At 59.2% G+C, this 14,659-nt stretch carries 14 protein-coding genes; 10 read left to right on the forward strand and 4 right to left on the reverse strand.

Annotation, left to right across the window (positions count from 1 at the left end; all coding sequences use genetic code 11):
- The first annotated feature begins 86 nt into the window (after window positions 1-86).
- Together AC09SL_RS04105 and AC09SL_RS04110 are read left to right on the forward strand one after the other, a co-directional pair.
- Window positions 87-863 carry an EAL domain-containing protein gene (locus tag AC09SL_RS04105; protein ID WP_058542107.1) on the forward strand — a complete coding sequence of 259 codons (777 nt, stop codon included), beginning with the start codon at window positions 87-89 and terminating at the stop codon, window positions 861-863.
- A gap of 133 nt (window positions 864-996) precedes the next feature.
- Window positions 997-1,413 (forward strand): P-loop nucleotide/nucleoside kinase family protein, encoded by a 417-nt coding sequence (locus tag AC09SL_RS04110; protein WP_231139223.1) that lies wholly within the window; start codon window positions 997-999, stop codon window positions 1,411-1,413.
- A 379-nt stretch (window positions 1,414-1,792) separates the two neighbouring features.
- Here the strand turns inward: AC09SL_RS04110 and AC09SL_RS04115 are convergent, their stop codons facing one another.
- Together AC09SL_RS04115 and AC09SL_RS04120 are read right to left on the reverse strand one after the other, a co-directional pair.
- A complete protein-coding gene (locus AC09SL_RS04115; RefSeq protein WP_058542108.1) occupies window positions 1,793-3,358 on the reverse strand; it encodes a methyl-accepting chemotaxis protein in 1,566 nt (521 codons plus the stop codon).
- A 639-nt stretch (window positions 3,359-3,997) separates the two neighbouring features.
- The gene (locus AC09SL_RS04120) at window positions 3,998-4,990 is read right to left on the reverse strand and encodes a GntR family transcriptional regulator (protein WP_419555124.1); all 993 of its coding nucleotides are present in this window, start codon (window positions 4,988-4,990) and stop codon (window positions 3,998-4,000) included.
- A gap of 342 nt (window positions 4,991-5,332) precedes the next feature.
- Here AC09SL_RS04120 and AC09SL_RS04125 point away from each other — a divergent pair, with 342 nt between their 5' ends.
- From AC09SL_RS04125 to AC09SL_RS04160, 8 genes are all read left to right on the forward strand, one after another.
- Window positions 5,333-6,709 (forward strand): amidase, encoded by a 1,377-nt coding sequence (locus AC09SL_RS04125; protein ID WP_058542137.1) that lies wholly within the window; start codon window positions 5,333-5,335, stop codon window positions 6,707-6,709.
- Window positions 6,710-6,748: 39 nt separating this feature from the next.
- Window positions 6,749-7,627 (forward strand): polysaccharide deacetylase family protein, encoded by an 879-nt coding sequence (locus AC09SL_RS04130; protein ID WP_058542110.1) that lies wholly within the window; start codon window positions 6,749-6,751, stop codon window positions 7,625-7,627.
- A 24-nt stretch (window positions 7,628-7,651) separates the two neighbouring features.
- Window positions 7,652-8,992: an MFS transporter gene (locus AC09SL_RS04135; RefSeq protein ID WP_058542111.1), complete on the forward strand. Its 1,341-nt coding sequence runs from the start codon at window positions 7,652-7,654 to the stop codon at window positions 8,990-8,992.
- A gap of 10 nt (window positions 8,993-9,002) precedes the next feature.
- Window positions 9,003-9,764, forward strand: a complete 762-nt coding sequence (locus AC09SL_RS04140; RefSeq protein ID WP_058542112.1) for an SDR family NAD(P)-dependent oxidoreductase — start codon at window positions 9,003-9,005, stop codon at window positions 9,762-9,764.
- A 72-nt stretch (window positions 9,765-9,836) separates the two neighbouring features.
- Window positions 9,837-10,586: an SDR family NAD(P)-dependent oxidoreductase gene (locus AC09SL_RS04145; protein ID WP_058542113.1), complete on the forward strand. Its 750-nt coding sequence runs from the start codon at window positions 9,837-9,839 to the stop codon at window positions 10,584-10,586.
- A gap of 13 nt (window positions 10,587-10,599) precedes the next feature.
- A complete protein-coding gene (locus tag AC09SL_RS04150; protein WP_047229666.1) occupies window positions 10,600-10,899 on the forward strand; it encodes a hypothetical protein in 300 nt (99 codons plus the stop codon).
- On the forward strand, window positions 10,896-11,870 hold the full coding sequence (locus tag AC09SL_RS04155; protein ID WP_058542114.1) for a CobW family GTP-binding protein: 975 nt from the start codon (window positions 10,896-10,898) through the stop codon (window positions 11,868-11,870). Before AC09SL_RS04150 ends, AC09SL_RS04155 begins: the two co-directional genes overlap by 4 nt.
- On the forward strand, window positions 11,867-13,075 hold the full coding sequence (locus AC09SL_RS04160) for an ABC transporter substrate-binding protein (protein ID WP_058542115.1): 1,209 nt from the start codon (window positions 11,867-11,869) through the stop codon (window positions 13,073-13,075). The genes AC09SL_RS04155 and AC09SL_RS04160 overlap by 4 nt, the downstream gene beginning before the upstream one ends.
- Before the next feature lie 147 nt (window positions 13,076-13,222).
- Here AC09SL_RS04160 and AC09SL_RS04165 read toward each other — a convergent pair whose 3' ends face one another.
- Window positions 13,223-14,077: an MBL fold metallo-hydrolase gene (locus tag AC09SL_RS04165; protein ID WP_058542116.1), complete on the reverse strand. Its 855-nt coding sequence runs from the start codon at window positions 14,075-14,077 to the stop codon at window positions 13,223-13,225.
- A complete protein-coding gene (locus tag AC09SL_RS04170) occupies window positions 14,074-14,583 on the reverse strand; it encodes a hypothetical protein (RefSeq protein WP_058542117.1) in 510 nt (169 codons plus the stop codon). The genes AC09SL_RS04165 and AC09SL_RS04170 overlap by 4 nt, the downstream gene beginning before the upstream one ends.
- Window positions 14,584-14,659 lie beyond the last annotated feature (76 nt).

Raw genomic sequence — 14,659 nt, forward strand, 5'->3', positions numbered from 1 at the left:
ACTTCGGCCCGCGCCGACTCAGGTAGTGTCGGCTACAGTTCCTTGTAGCCGTAGGAATGTATCACGACCGCCACGGAATATTGATCATGACGAAACACCCTCCGCTCCAATCGCTCGGCTGCGCTGAATGCCGCAACCGCGAGGCGTTGGGGTTTGATTTCACCATGGCCTTCCAGCCTATTTTCAACGTCCGGACACACGCTGCGTTTGCTTATGAGGCGTTGGTCAGAGGCGTCAATGGCGAATCGGCTGGCTACATCCTGGGGCTCGTGAACGACAGCAACCGCTACCGATTCGACCAGGCTTGCCGGGTGAAAGCCATCGAGGAATCCGCGAGGCTGGGCCTGCTGGACATTCCCGATTGCTTGCTGAGCATTAATTTCCTGCCCAACGCCGTATACCGGCCAGAGACGTGCATCCGGGCCACCCTGGAAGCGGCGCGCCTGACGCATTTCCCGCCAGAAAGGCTCATGTTCGAAGTGACCGAAGGCGAGAAGGTGGTCGACCCTGGGCACCTCAAATCGATTTTCGTGGAGTACCAGCGCCAGGGTTTCATTACCGCCATCGACGATTTTGGCGCGGGCTATTCGGGCCTGAACCTGCTGGCCATGTTCCAGCCGCAGGTGCTGAAGATTGACATGGCACTGACCCGAGGCATCGATCGAGACCCGGTCAAACAAGCGATCGTCGAAGGTATCATCCTGGTCGCCAGGCGCTTGGATATCCTGATCATCGCCGAAGGTGTCGAGACCCGTGAAGAAAGCTCGACGCTTCTAGGCATGGGAATCGAGCTGATGCAGGGATATTTGTATGCAAGGCCCGAGGTCGGTCATCTTCCGGCAGGATGCTTTGACTTGGGTTGATGTGTCCAAGCTCTTTATTCGTGTTTCCTGATGGGTGTGAACACTGCTAGTCCGTTGCCCATTCGTCATTCACCGCATTGTGTCCATGATATTCGATGGGCCATTATCGGGCCTCGACATAAGGACACGTCCCATGCCCACGCCTGTACTCCACCTGTTGTGCGGTAAAATTGCTTCGGGAAAATCCACGCTGGCCCGATCGTTAAAGGCTGAACATTCAGCCATTTTGTTGAGCGAAGATCACTGGCTTTCAAAGCTCTACCCTGATCAGATCAAATCGGTAGCGGACTACGTCCTGCATGCGCGCCGGATCCGGGATGTCCTGGGGCCGCTGGTTATCGACATGCTCTCGACGGGGACTCCCGTGGTTCTCGATTTTCCTGCCAACACCCCAGCAGATCGTCATTGGCTGCGCAGCCTGGCTGACACTGCGAAAGTCCCTCACCGCATCGAATCCATAGGTTCTACGGCAGGAGTGCTTCACGATCCCATCCAGTTATCCAAGAAATCCGTGAGTATGTCTGTGGATAACTGCGCTGAAGCCAGGTAGGCAGGGCGTTTTAACGGGTGCTCAAAAAATCTACAGGCAGATTGGTATCATCCCGCCGCAGGCCATTGAATTTAAAAAGGGCGCTGAAAATCGGGATCACCTTGCATGCATGTTCATCGACGCCATCCGAGAAGTGGCGAGCTGGGCAGCGGGAATTTCAGACAACAAAAAGCCCGCGCATGACGGGCTCTCTGTATGGGGTCAAATCCTTTTGTCTGTTCAATCTAGGCTTCGTACTGTAAATATTTCGTGAAAAGCATGCTGCGGGAGCGAAATAACCGGCATTTGGTCGGATTTTTTGTCGATAGCAAGACAGGGCGCAAACAAAATCCCGGGCAAAGGCCCGCGTAAGGCGGGCCTCTCCATGAAGAGAGATCGGTTATCGGTTAAACCGCTCGACCAATGAGTACTGCGTGGACGCGGTCCTGGTCAGTTCCTTATTCAGATCTGCCGATTGGTGCGCCTGTTCCGAGGTTTTATCGGCCAAGTGGGCGATGGTTGTAATGTTTCGGCTGATTTCCTCGGCGACGGCAGTTTGCTCTTCAGTGGCCGCGGCAATCTGGGTGGTCATCTCGGTGATGTGGGAGACCGCTTCGCTGATGCCCACCAATGCCTTGTCTGCCTCCAGTACCCAGGTCACGCCTTCCTGGGCCTGACGATGCCCGCTCTCCATGGTCTGCACGGCGTTGTTGGACGACGCCTGGAGCTTGGTGATCAGGTCATGGATCTGGGTGGTGGATTGCGAGGTGCGTTGGGCCAGTTGACGAACCTCATCGGCCACGACGGCGAAACCCCTGCCCATGTCGCCGGCGCGCGCTGCTTCGATGGCGGCATTTAATGCCAGCAGATTGGTCTGGTCGGCGATTCCTTTGATCACGTCAACGACTGTGCCTATTTCATTGCTGTCCTTGGCCAGCTGTGCAACGGTCAGGCCTGTCTCGCCGACCGCGGCGGAGAGGCGCTCGATAGCCTCTCGGGTGTCTCGGGCCACATCGCGGCCGCGATTGGTCAGCAGGTTGGCTTGTTGAGTAGCGTCAGCCGTGCGCTGGACGTGGCTGGCGACTTCCTGGGTGGTCGCGGCCATCTGGTTGACCGCGGCAGACACCTGTTCGGTTTCGACGCGCTGACGATCCAGCCCTTTGGAGCTGTCCGTGGCAAGTACATCGGATTGTTCCGCCAGTTTGCTGAGTTGCTCGGCGGTGTCTTGCAGGCGCGTCAGGCAAGTCTTCAGGCGCGAAGTCTGGCTGACGAAGGCGGTTTCCAGGCGTGCTTGTGGTCCGCGCGCATCGCTGTACATCTGAGCGATCAGTAAATCGGAGGTAGAGGGCTCTGCCATCTGCAGCAGGCGCAAAGTTCCTCGCATCTGCCAGCGTGACGAGAGCAAGCCGATCGGCACGGCGATGCCTACGGCCACGGCAATTGCAACAGGCGTGCTGAAGAACAAGCCGCCCAGGGTGCCTGCCAGCCCCATGGCTAAGAACGGCAAGCAATCCAGCAGGGACGCTTGCCAAGCATCTTGGCGGGGGACAGCTGGTTTTCCCTGGCTGATGCGCTTATACAGGGATTCAGCTCGACGAATCTGATCAGTCGTCGGTTTGACTCTGACCGACTCAAAGCCCACCACTTGGCTGCCTTCAAATATCGGTGTGACGTAGGCGTTGACCCAGTAGTGATCGCCATTTCTGGAGCGGTTCTTGACGATACCCATCCACGGGCGGCCTTGCTTGAGAGCCCCCCACATATGGGCAAATACGGCAGGCGGGACGTCAGGATGGCGGACGATATTTTGCGGGGCGCCAATTAGATCGGTTCTATCAAAACCACTGATCTCGACGAAGGCGTCGTTGCAGTACGTGATAACGCCTCGATCATTGGTCGTCGAGATGAGTTTCTGGTGGGGGGCGAGTGAAATTTCACGCTGCGTAACTGGCTGATTATTTCTCATTCCGACTGTTCCTTGATTCCGTGAAAGGTCATCGGCCAGTAATTGAAAAAAATTAGCGGCGCGCTTCAAAAAATTCTTTTATAACAACGAGTTATATTAATGCGCTTGAGTTGTTTTTTGATCCGGATCGCTCTTGAGTATAGGTTTGGTTTTGATTAAAAAACCATTGTTACAATCGAAAAGGCTAGCTCTTTTATTAACAAGCAGTCAGTTGACTATCGATGTTCTTCCAGTGCTACTTCCTACGCGAAGATCATTGCCAGCATTCTTCAACCTGGACTTGGCTAAGGAACGGAGCAAAAGGGGCCATCTGAAGCCGCATGACGCAACGCGCAAATGCCGTAAGGCACCTGCCAATGTCCTGACGCTAACGTAGAGATGGCGACAAGGCGCTGAACTTGGAAGGGCGCAGGGCGGACCGATCCGGAGCGCTTGATGATGCTGATAAAAACAACTCATCCCAAACTGACGAACTGGGTGTACAGGTTCATCCTCCACGCCGCACAGCGCTTGCCGGCTCCGGGTGTTAATTAGGTGCTTGTATTGCTGCCGCTATTGCCGATGGTGTGGCAGGTGGCAGGTGGCAGGTGGCAGGTGGCAACGGCCATGGAAATGAAACGGTACGCGCCGAACCTGCTTTCAGCTCAGCCTGGTCAGATACTCCGGCACTTGTTGCTCAGGGAGCACTGACAGAACTTTCAACCGCTGCAACATGCGTTGGCGGGCGCGGTGAAGGTGTTCCTTGAGGTTCAGCGCTGCTGCGTCGAATGCGCCATGCAATAGCAGCTCTAGAATCAGACGGTGCTCGGCCAGCATGGCTTCGTCGGGACCGAGGCCCAACTGACTGTAAAAAATCCGACTGATGATCCTGGGGCTCTGGGCCTGCCGGATCAGCGTAGCGATCTTGCGATTGTTTATTCCGGCGAGGCAGTGGTAGTGCAGGTCTTCTTCAAGTCGTTCGATGCAAGCCAGGCTGCAATGTGGGTTGCTCTGTGCCTCTTTAACCCGAGCCAGCATCGCTTCAAGGGCTTGCCGGCTAAGCCCTGGTGCGCTCTGGCGTAACGCCTCAGGTTCAAGGCAGGCGCGCAACTCGTAGTCTTCGGTGACCTCCCTGGCGGTGAGCGGGCCGGCCAGCCACTGGGAGTAGGGTTCCTTTTCCACCAGGCCGCGGTCACGCAGACGCATCAATGCCTCGCGTATCACCGCCCGACTGACGCCGTAATGCTCGGCCGCCTTTTGCTCGTCGAGTCGATAGTGCCCGAAGGCAATACAGGTCGATAAAGCCGAGCCAATCTCGTCGAACATCCGCTCGCCCAATGGGCGGGTATCGACCAGTTCTTCGCTGCTATCAAGGCCAAGTTGCTTGTGGGTAACGGCCAACCGCAGTGGCTCCACTTCAACCCCCTTCGGATTGACCAGATAACCGCGGCCATCGAATCGACTGATCAAGCCTTCCTTATGCAGCAGGTCCAATGCTTTGCGCACCGGGACGCGGCTGGTTCCGAACAGCTCGGCCAGAGGTGCTTCGAGCAGGACGAGCCCTTGAGCCACCTCTCCATTCACGATGGCGTCACGCAGGACCTGGCGGATCATGGCGTAGCGCGATGCAGTGCGGTAATCCTCGGCGGTCATCGATCTCATACGCTTCTCGAAAGGCGGGGGAAGATTCTCGCACAAGTCTGTTGTCACCGTGGACCACGTCATTTGTGCGCGTTCGTAGGGCCGTTGTTACGATTTTGCACCAAAACGGATATTTTCTAATAAGTACATTATCAGGGTGCCTTAGCTAATTCTGCGCAGAATGCTTTGCGCAAAGGAGTACCAACCCGATTGGCAAGGTGTCTAGTTCGAGTGCTGGGCGTAGGCTGATGGCTATAGGTTACCGCTCAGACGTTCCTTCCGTATTCAGTTTGGCACGCTATCTGCTCTATAAAACGTACATTTTAATAATGAATACGTTTGTTGGTGGATCAGATGGCCCATACCAGTCCTCAATTACCGCTTGAGTCCGATGCATTGGCGATGGCGGACGCATTCGCCTCGGGCAGCAGCGACCCGGTCAAGGCATTGGAAGAAACGCTGGCCAGGGTGGCGCAAGTCGATGACGTGTTCATCTCTCTCTGTTCGGCGCGTGCCTTTCGCGAAGCCCACTCATCAGCCGCACGCTGGAAGGCCGGACAGCCGGCAAGCGCACTGGACGGCGTACCCATTGCCTGGAAAGACATGTTCGACGTCGCAGGCAGCCCAACCACCGCAGGCGCAGCCGTGCGCCGCGACATTACGCCAGCGCTGCTTGACGCGAATGTCGTAGGTCAACTGGCTAAAGCCGGAATGGTCAGTGTGGGGAAAACAAACCTTAGCGAGTTCGCTTACTCAGGCCTTGGACTCAATCCCCATTTTGGAACGCCGCACAATCCAGTCGGGCTGGACCAGCCACGCATTCCGGGCGGCTCGTCCTCAGGCTCAGCGGTCGCGGTCGCGGCGGGAATCGTACCGATTGCCATGGGCACGGACACCGCAGGGTCAATCCGAATTCCAGCGGCCTTCAATGGGCTGGTGGGATTTCGCAGCAGTTGCAGGCGTTACAGTCGCGAAGGCGTCTTTCCGCTCGCGCATACCCTCGACAGTGTCGGGCCTCTGACACGTAGCGTGCGTGATGCCTTGGCTATCGATGACATCCTGTGCGGGCGCACCAAGTCGACATCACTCATCCCCCGCGGTCTGGCAGGGCAGCGTTTTTGGGTCGACCAGTCGGCCCTTGAGGATGCACGTGTAGAACCTGCGGTGCGTGACAACCTGCTGAACTGCTTGAGCGTATTGAAAGATCACGGTGCGCTGATTGACCTGCGGCCTTCGCCAGCCTTTCAAGCGACGCTTCAGCTTATCGAGGCGCAAGGCTGGCTTGGCGCCCCTGAGGCTTTCGCTCTGCATCAGCCTCTGCTCGACAGCGATGCCGCCACCCGACTCGACCCCCGCGTGCGACGCCGTCTGGAAGCCGCACGTGCATTTCCCGCCAGCCAGTTGATCAACCTCCACAGCGCGCGCAACCGGCTGCAGCAACAAATGACCGATGAGCTGGATGGCGCGTTTTTGATTACACCGAGCGTAGCCCATGTGGCGCCACCTCTGTCGCCACTGGAAGCCGATGACGAGCTGTTCGTGCGCACCAATCTCGCGACGTTGCGCCTGACCATGCCCGGCAGCTTGCTGGATCTGCCGGGAGTGTCACTGCCCAGCGGCCGCGATGCGCTCGGTTTGCCCACCGGCATGTTGATTAGTGCGCCTGCGGGTGAAGACTTTCGATTGTTGCGCGCGGCGCTGGCAGTGGAAGCCGCGTTGCGCCAGCCCTGAAACCCACGACTGATTTGATAAAACCGCAGGAGAACAATGATGGCTAAAGAAATTCTGTGCGCCTTCGGCGTCGACGTAGACGCCGTGGCAGGCTGGCTGGGCTCGTATGGTGGTGAGGATTCGCCTGACGATATTTCCCGCGGCCTGTTCGCCGGCGAAATTGGCGCCCCGCGCTTGCTCAAGCTGTTCGAGCGTTACGGCCTGCGCACCACTTGGTTTATTCCCGGGCACTCGATGGAAACCTTCCCCGAGCAGATGAAGGCCGTGGCCGACGCCGGCCACGAAATCGGCGTGCACGGCTACAGCCACGAAAACCCGATTGCCATGACCGCCGAGCAGGAAGAAATCGTGCTCGATAAATCCATCGAGCTGATCACCCAGGTCACCGGCAAACGCCCCACTGGCTATGTCGCGCCGTGGTGGGAGTTCAGCAAAGTCACCAACGAGCTGCTGCTGAAAAAAGGCATCAAATACGACCATAGCCTGATGCACAACGACTTCCACCCCTACTACGTACGCAAGGGCGACAGCTGGACCAAGATCGACTACAGCCAGCATCCCGACACCTGGATGAAACCCTTGGTGCGCGGTGAAGAAACCGATCTGGTGGAGATTCCGGCCAACTGGTACCTCGACGATTTGCCGCCGATGATGTTCATCAAAAAGGCCCCCAACAGTCACGGTTTCGTCAACCCACGTCACCTCGAGGAAATGTGGCGCGACCAGTTCGACTGGGTCTACCGCGAACACGACTACGCGGTGTTCACCATGACTATCCACCCCGATGTATCCGGTCGCCCGCAAGTGCTGCTGATGCTTGAACGTCTGATCGAACATATCCAGAGCCATGCCGGCGTGCGCTTCGTCACTTTCGACGAAATCGCCGACGACTTTGTCCGTCGCCAACCCCGTACCTGACACCCACCCTCCGAGGCGCGATTCATGTCTATCTACAACAAGCTTGACCTGACTGGCTGGAAACCCCGGCAGTTGACGTCCCAGGAAGTACGCTTCGCCACCTGGATCGCCTTCTTCGCCTGGGTGTTTGCGGTGTATGACTTCATCCTGTTCGGCACCTTGCTGCCCGAGATCGGCCGGCACTTTGGCTGGGGCGAAGTGGAGCAAGCTGAAATCGCGACCTGGGTGGCGGTGGGTACCGCTGTTGTCGCGTTGGCCATCGGGCCGATCGTCGACAAGTTGGGGCGACGCAAAGGGATTATCTTCACGGTGGCCGGATCCGCATTGTGCTCGGCGCTCACCGCGATTGGCGGGGCGTGGGGCAAGTCGCCGCTGATTCTGATCCGTTCGTTGGGCGGCCTGGGCTATGCCGAAGAAACTGTCAACGCCACCTATCTGACCGAATTGTATGGCGCCTCGCAAGACCCGCGACTGACCAAACGTCGTGGTTTCATCTACAGCCTGGTGCAGGGCGGTTGGCCGGTCGGTGCGTTGATCGCGGCGGGGTTGACCGCGCTGTTGCTCCCGATCATCGGTTGGCAGGGCTGCTTCATCTTCGCCGCGATTCCGGCGGTGGTGATTGCGATCATGGCACGCAAGCTCAAGGAGAGCCCGCAGTTCCAGATCCACCAGCGCATCAGCGCACTGCGTAAAAGCGGCGCTGTGATCGAAGCGCAGAACGTGGCCGTGACCTACGGCGTCGACTACGACGAACACAGCAAGGCCGGCCTCAAAGCCGCGTTCCGTGGCCCAGCCCGTCGCGCTACCTTGGTGATCGGCGCCGCGCTGTTGCTCAACTGGGCGGCGATCCAGGTGTTCAGCGTGTTGGGCACCTCGGTAATCGTCAGCGTGCACCACATCTCGTTCGAGAACTCTTTGATCATCCTGGTGCTGTCGAACCTGGTGGGTTACTGCGGCTACCTCAGTCACGGCTGGATGGGCGACAAGATTGGCCGCCGCAACGTGATCGGCCTGGGCTGGATGCTCGGCGGCCTGTCGTTTGCCGGGATGCTGTTCGGCCCGAGCAACATGCCGATGGTGGTCGGGCTGTACAGTTTGGGCCTGTTCTTCCTGATTGGGCCGTACTCGGCGGCGCTGTTCTTTATCAGTGAAAGTTTCCCTACCAGCATCCGCGCCACCGGTGGCGCGATCATTCATGCCATGGGTCCGATTGGCGCGGTGGTCGCAGGGTTTGGCGCCACCCAGGTGCTGTCCGCCGGCAGTGATTGGCAGACCGCTGCACTGTGGTTCGGTGCGGTGCCGTGCTTCTTGTCCGGTGCCCTGATGTTTGCCGCACGCCACGTGCGCCCGGAAACCGTTCAGTAAGGAGTTTTTGATGAACCGTAAAGTTGCCTTGATTACCGGTGCCGCCAGCGGCATCGGTCAAGCCCTCGCCGTAGCCTATGCGGGCAGCGGTGTGGCGGTCGTCGGCGGGTATTACCCGGCCGATCCCCATGACCCGCAGACCACGGAGGCCATGGTGGAAGAAGCCGGTGGCGAATGCCTGATGCTGGCGCTGGACGTGAGCGATACCGCGTCGGTGGATGCACTGGCCGAACAAGCGGTGCAGCACTTCGGCCGCCTGGATTACGCCGTTGCCAACGCCGGTTTGCTGCGCCGTGCGCCGTTGCTGGAAATGACCGATGAACTGTGGGACGAGATGCTCAGCGTCGACCTGACGGGGGTGATGCGAACCTTTCGCGCGGCGACTCGGCATATGAGCGAGGGCGGGGCGTTGGTGGCGATTTCGTCGATTGCCGGCGGCGTGTATGGCTGGCAAGAGCACAGCCATTACGCAGCGGCCAAGGCCGGTGTGCCGGGGTTGTGCCGTTCCCTGGCGGTGGAGTTGGCAGCACAGGGCATTCGTTGCAATGCGGTGATACCGGGGTTGATCGAGACGCCGCAGTCGTTGGATGCGAAGAACTCCCTCGGGCCGGAAGGCTTGGCGAAAGCTGCAAGGTCGATTCCGTTGGGGCGGGTAGGGCGCGCGGATGAAGTGGCTTCATTGGTGCAGTTCTTGACCAGTGATGCGTCGAGTTACCTGACCGGGCAGAGCATCGTGATTGATGGCGGCCTGACCGTGCGCTGGCCTGACTGACTGTACTGGATCAAAAATGTGGGCGCGAGCAAGCCCCACATTGGAACTGTGTTTTTTCGGGAGATTGTTTACATGCCCCAACTGACTAATCGCCGCGCCGTCATCACCGGTGCCGGCAGCGGTATCGGTGCCGCCATCGCCCATGCCTATGCAGCTGAAGGCGCGCGCCTGTTGCTGGCCGATCGTAACGCCGTCAGCCTCGCCGAAACCGCTATCACCTGCCGCAACCTCGGCGCCGAAGTGCTGGAGTGCCTCGCCGATGTAGGCACTGTCGAAGGCGCCCAGGCCAGTATCGACCGCTGCGTCGAACATTTCGGCGGCATCGACATCCTGGTCAATAACGCCGGCATGCTCACCCAGGCACGCTGCGTCGACCTCACTATCGAAATGTGGAACGACATGCTGCGCGTCGACCTCACCAGCGTATTCGTAGCCAGCCAGCGCGCCTTGCCGCATATGCTCGCCCAGCGTTGGGGGCGGATCATCAACGTGGCCTCGCAACTGGGCATCAAGGGCGGCGCCGAACTCACCCACTATGCCGCGGCCAAGGCCGGGGTGATCGGCTTCACCAAGTCCCTGGCGCTGGAAGTCGCCAAGGACAACGTGTTGGTCAATGCCATCGCTCCAGGGCCGATTGAAACGCCATTGGTCGTCGGGATCAGCGACGACTGGAAGCGCGCCAAAGCCGCCGAGTTGCCCCTCGGCCGGTTCGGCCTGGCGAATGAAGTGGCGCCCACCGCCGTGCTGCTGGCCAGCGAGCCGGGTGGCAACCTGTTCGTTGGCCAGACCCTCGGCCCGAACTCCGGCGATGTCATGCCATGAGCGAGGTGTAGCCATGTGCGGACTCTGCGGTTTGCTCGGCGAAGACTTGCACTGGAGCGACCCCCTGGGCGATGAGCTGCCCAGGCGCCGCGAACGCCTGCGCCGCATCGCCGCGATCAATCAGGTACTGGCGGTGTTCCGGCTCAAGGTCGAGGACTTTCAGGGCGCCTCTTATCTGCTGCTCGGCGCGACCGGCAAGCAAGAACTGGCGAGTGGCCTGGATCAACTCTGGCGAGCGGCCGAAACCATGCTCGGTCGCCCGTTGGACCCCCTGGACCCGCACCTGTTGGATCACTTGGAGTCAGCCGTATGAGCATCGCTCTCAACGTCATCACCGGTTTCCTGGGCAGCGGCAAAACCACCTTGCTCAAGCGCCTGCTGCAAGGCGAAAGCCTCGGTGATACGGCTTTGCTGATCAATGAATTCGGCGACGTCGGCATCGACCATCTGCTGGTGGAAGAAGTCGCCCCGGATACCGTGCTGCTGCCCAGTGGCTGTGTGTGTTGCTCGATTCGTGGCGAACTCAAAGACGCATTGCTCGCCCTGTTGCAACGCCGTGAGCGTGGCGAAATCCCGGCGTTCAAACGGGTGATCCTGGAGACTACCGGCCTGGCCGACCCGGCGCCGATCCTCGCCACGTTGAACAACGATGTGCAATTGCGCGGGCGCTTGCATATCGGCCTAGTGGTCACCTTGGTCGACGCCAGCCATGCCGCGCTGCAAGAGCGCCTGCATCCGGAATGGCTCGCCCAGGTCGCCGCCGCGGATCGCTTGTTGTTGAGCAAGACCGACTTGGTGGAGGACTGCGCCACACTGCGCGCGCACCTGCAAGCGCTCAATGCCGGAACGCCGATCCTCAATACCAGCGACGTCCGCTGCGGCGATCAACTGTTGCTGGGTGAAGGTTTGCGCAGCGCCGAACCGACAGAGGAAGTCAGTCGCTGGCAACTGCATCGCAGTATCAGCGCCACCCATGGTGCCGCGCAAGTATGCAGCCTGACCTTCGACCGGCCGCTGGATTGGGTCGGTTTCGGGGTTTGGTTGTCGATGCTGTTAAGATGCCACGGCGAACGAATCCTTCGTGTCAAAGGACTGCTCAACGTGAACACCAGTAACGCCCCCATCGTCATCCATGGTGTGCAGCACTGCCTGCACGCCCCGGTGCACTTGCCTGCCTGGCCGGGCACTGATCGGCAATCGCGACTGGTGTTTATCCTGCGTGGCCTCGACCCCGCGCTGCTGCGGCGCTCCTTTGACGTGTTCTCCCAGCGGTTCGCCGCATGATCACACTCCGCGTCCTTGGCACCTCGGTGACTTTGCTCGAATGCCTGCGTGTGCGGGCAGAACAGGAACTGGGTATCCGCTTGGTTTACCAAGTACACGACGTCGAACAGGCCCAGCGCATCGCGGTGATGCAGCCCGACAGCTACGACCTGTACGACCAGTGGTTCCACAACGTTGACTTCGTGTGGCCGGCCCGGGCGATCCAACCCATCGATACGCGGCGCATTGCGTTGTGGCATGAGATCAACGACCTGCCCAAGCGCGGTCGCCTGTCCGCCAATGATCGGTTGGGCAGCGGCAGCGTGCCTAGCGAGCGTTTATTCGTGCAGCACGATGGCAGCCTCGGCAGCACCGTCACTGAGCGGATCAGCATGCTGCCCTTGACCCATAACGCCGACAGCTTCGCCTACCGCCCCGAGCGCTTGCCCGAGGGGTTTCGCCATGACAACGAAAGTTGGGGGTGGTTGCTCGACCCCGCGTGGCGCGCGCGCACTGCGCTGCAAAGCGATGCGGCCATCGGTGCCCTGGACGCCGCGCTGGCGGTGCAGGGTGCGGGACTGGCGCGCTTCAAGGACATCGGCAATATGAGTATCGAAGAGATCGATGTGCTGGCCGATATTCTGGTGCGCAAACAGAAGGAAGGTCACTTTGCGGCGTTCTGGTCCGATGACGAGGAGGCCGCGCAATTGATGCTCAGCCCGAGCATCGACATCCAGAGCTTGTGGTCGCCGACGTTGATGCGCCTGCATCGCGCCGGGGTGAAATACCGTCTGGCGGTACCTCGCGAGGGCTACCGTGCCTGGTTCGGCGGTTTGTCATTGTCGCGCCACGCCCAAGGCCCGGTGCTGGATGCGGCCTATGCATACCTCAATTGGTGGTTGTCCGGCTGGCCCGGCGCCGTGATGGCGCGCCAGGGTTACTACATCGGCAACCCGGCGCGCAGTCGCGACCATCTGAGCAGTGCCGAGTGGGATTACTGGTACGCCGGTCAACCTGCGCGGGAAGAGTTGCTGGGCAGTGATGGTTTGCCGCTGATAGACATCGGTGATGTGCGCGATGGCGGTTCCTATGAGCAGCGCATGGGGCATATCGCTGTGTGGAACTCGGTGATGGATGAGCACAACTATCTGGTGCGTCGCTGGGGCGATATTTTACGGGCGGGGGCGAAAAGCTCCCGCAGACCGGGGAATGGCGGACCGTGCTGACATCAATGGTGATACCCACAGGTCCTGTTGGCGCTGGTCTCATGACCAGCGTCAGCAGCGAAAATAAATGTGCCCCTTTAGCGCCCCAAGCAGGTTTTCAGGCGCGAAGAAAAACTGTCGTAAGACGACTTGCTGCCTGTACCTGGCTTACGTCTCGTAAGCAATGGTGTAGCTGTTACCGGAACGCTTGATATGAGCAAAGCCGAGCGCGGCCAAGTGCATGCCAGCGACCATCAAGTTGTCTGAACTGGCAACATCCAGCAGCCTCGTTCGCGTGGCCGCCGATAGCAATGGGTCCTGGTCGAAGGCAATCGTGACATCGGGGCGCGCGATCTGAATCTGAGGAAAATGAACGATATCGCCCCACACTAGCAGGCTGCTCGCCGCGGACTCGAAGCGGTAGCCGCAATGCCCGACGGTATGCCCAGGCAACGGCATCGCGCTGATTCCAGGCAGTACGTCATTGGCGGTGAACGGGCGCAGATTTTGCCGGTACCGCTCGAACACCCTTCGTGCAAACAGAAAGTTTCCACGCGCGCGTTCACTGGCTTGACCAAGGTGGCCATCGTCCTCCCAGAACGCTAGCTCTCGCTGGTGCACAACCAATTCAGCATTGGTGAAGGCCATTTCTCCCGCTGCGTTCAACAAGCCACCGATGTGGTCGGGGTGCGCGTGCGTCAGCAGAATCGTATCTATTTCGCCGGGTTGCACGCCAGCCAATACAAGATTGGCCAGCAACTCGCCGCCCCATTGATTGAAACCGCCGGCGCCGGCGTCGATCAGAATCGTGCGGCCACGCCCACGTACCAGATAGCAATTGATATGGATCGACGCTGGCTCGCTGATCCCGGCGGCTAACTGAAGTCGGGCCGCCTCCGTTGGCGCGATATTAGCGAGAAAATCCAGGCTCGCACCCAAGTAGCCATCGCTGATGGCTGTGATTGAAAACTCGCCGATTTGCTGGCTGGGGAGTCTCCGGTGATTTATGTCCACGTTACTCATGACTGTAACTGCACGGTCATTGCGCAATAGACATCCAGCCCCTGCAGATCGCTGGCCTTTGCCTGAGTGCAATCCAGTTTGGCCAGCCAACGGTGTGCAGGTCTCTTGTCCAAAGCAACTGCGTGTAGCGCTAAAGGTGTAAGACCTAATTCAATCAGTATTTGAGGGCCTTGTTCACTGAGCAACAGGAATTCGTTCGCGCCCACGGCAACGGCTCGGTCCAGCCCGGCATAGAGGTTGCGCCTCCAATCAGTGATGTGCGACTGCCAACGGGAAAAATTGCCACCCCCTTTTTGGCGGTACTCGTCGCTCTGTAATACGGCTGGCGTGTCGACTGAATGCAGGGCCAGGTAGGCCGGGCAATTGCCGCTCAAGGCTTTGAAACGCTGTGAAGAGCTAAATCCGCTCACCGAGATCAGCGCTGGCAGTTTTTCCAGGCTGTAAAACGCATTCCACTCGGCTTCGCTGGCGGGTTCAGCGTAGTTGCATTCGACTGTGTAAATCATAAATGTCACTTCATGGGTTGATGTTTTATCATGCTAGTGACACGGTAATCGCTTATAAAACGACTTTATCGCACCA

Source organism: Pseudomonas sp. PF05, assembly GCF_056521845.1.

What these genes read in the sequence shown, in the direction of transcription:
- AC09SL_RS04105 (WP_058542107.1), top strand. Translation starts at nt 87, where the DNA reads ATGACGAAACACCCTCCGCTCCAATCGCTCGGCTGCGCTGAATGCCGC.
- AC09SL_RS04110 (WP_231139223.1), top strand. Translation starts at nt 997, where the DNA reads ATGCCCACGCCTGTACTCCACCTGTTGTGCGGTAAAATTGCTTCGGGA.
- AC09SL_RS04115 (WP_058542108.1), bottom strand. Translation starts at nt 3,358, where the DNA reads ATGAGAAATAATCAGCCAGTTACGCAGCGTGAAATTTCACTCGCCCCC.
- AC09SL_RS04120 (WP_419555124.1), bottom strand. Translation starts at nt 4,990, where the DNA reads ATGACCGCCGAGGATTACCGCACTGCATCGCGCTACGCCATGATCCGC.
- AC09SL_RS04125 (WP_058542137.1), top strand. Translation starts at nt 5,333, where the DNA reads ATGGCCCATACCAGTCCTCAATTACCGCTTGAGTCCGATGCATTGGCG.
- AC09SL_RS04130 (WP_058542110.1), top strand. Translation starts at nt 6,749, where the DNA reads ATGGCTAAAGAAATTCTGTGCGCCTTCGGCGTCGACGTAGACGCCGTG.
- AC09SL_RS04135 (WP_058542111.1), top strand. Translation starts at nt 7,652, where the DNA reads ATGTCTATCTACAACAAGCTTGACCTGACTGGCTGGAAACCCCGGCAG.
- AC09SL_RS04140 (WP_058542112.1), top strand. Translation starts at nt 9,003, where the DNA reads ATGAACCGTAAAGTTGCCTTGATTACCGGTGCCGCCAGCGGCATCGGT.
- AC09SL_RS04145 (WP_058542113.1), top strand. Translation starts at nt 9,837, where the DNA reads ATGCCCCAACTGACTAATCGCCGCGCCGTCATCACCGGTGCCGGCAGC.
- AC09SL_RS04150 (WP_047229666.1), top strand. Translation starts at nt 10,600, where the DNA reads ATGTGCGGACTCTGCGGTTTGCTCGGCGAAGACTTGCACTGGAGCGAC.
- AC09SL_RS04155 (WP_058542114.1), top strand. Translation starts at nt 10,896, where the DNA reads ATGAGCATCGCTCTCAACGTCATCACCGGTTTCCTGGGCAGCGGCAAA.
- AC09SL_RS04160 (WP_058542115.1), top strand. Translation starts at nt 11,867, where the DNA reads ATGATCACACTCCGCGTCCTTGGCACCTCGGTGACTTTGCTCGAATGC.
- AC09SL_RS04165 (WP_058542116.1), bottom strand. Translation starts at nt 14,077, where the DNA reads ATGAGTAACGTGGACATAAATCACCGGAGACTCCCCAGCCAGCAAATC.
- AC09SL_RS04170 (WP_058542117.1), bottom strand. Translation starts at nt 14,583, where the DNA reads ATGATTTACACAGTCGAATGCAACTACGCTGAACCCGCCAGCGAAGCC.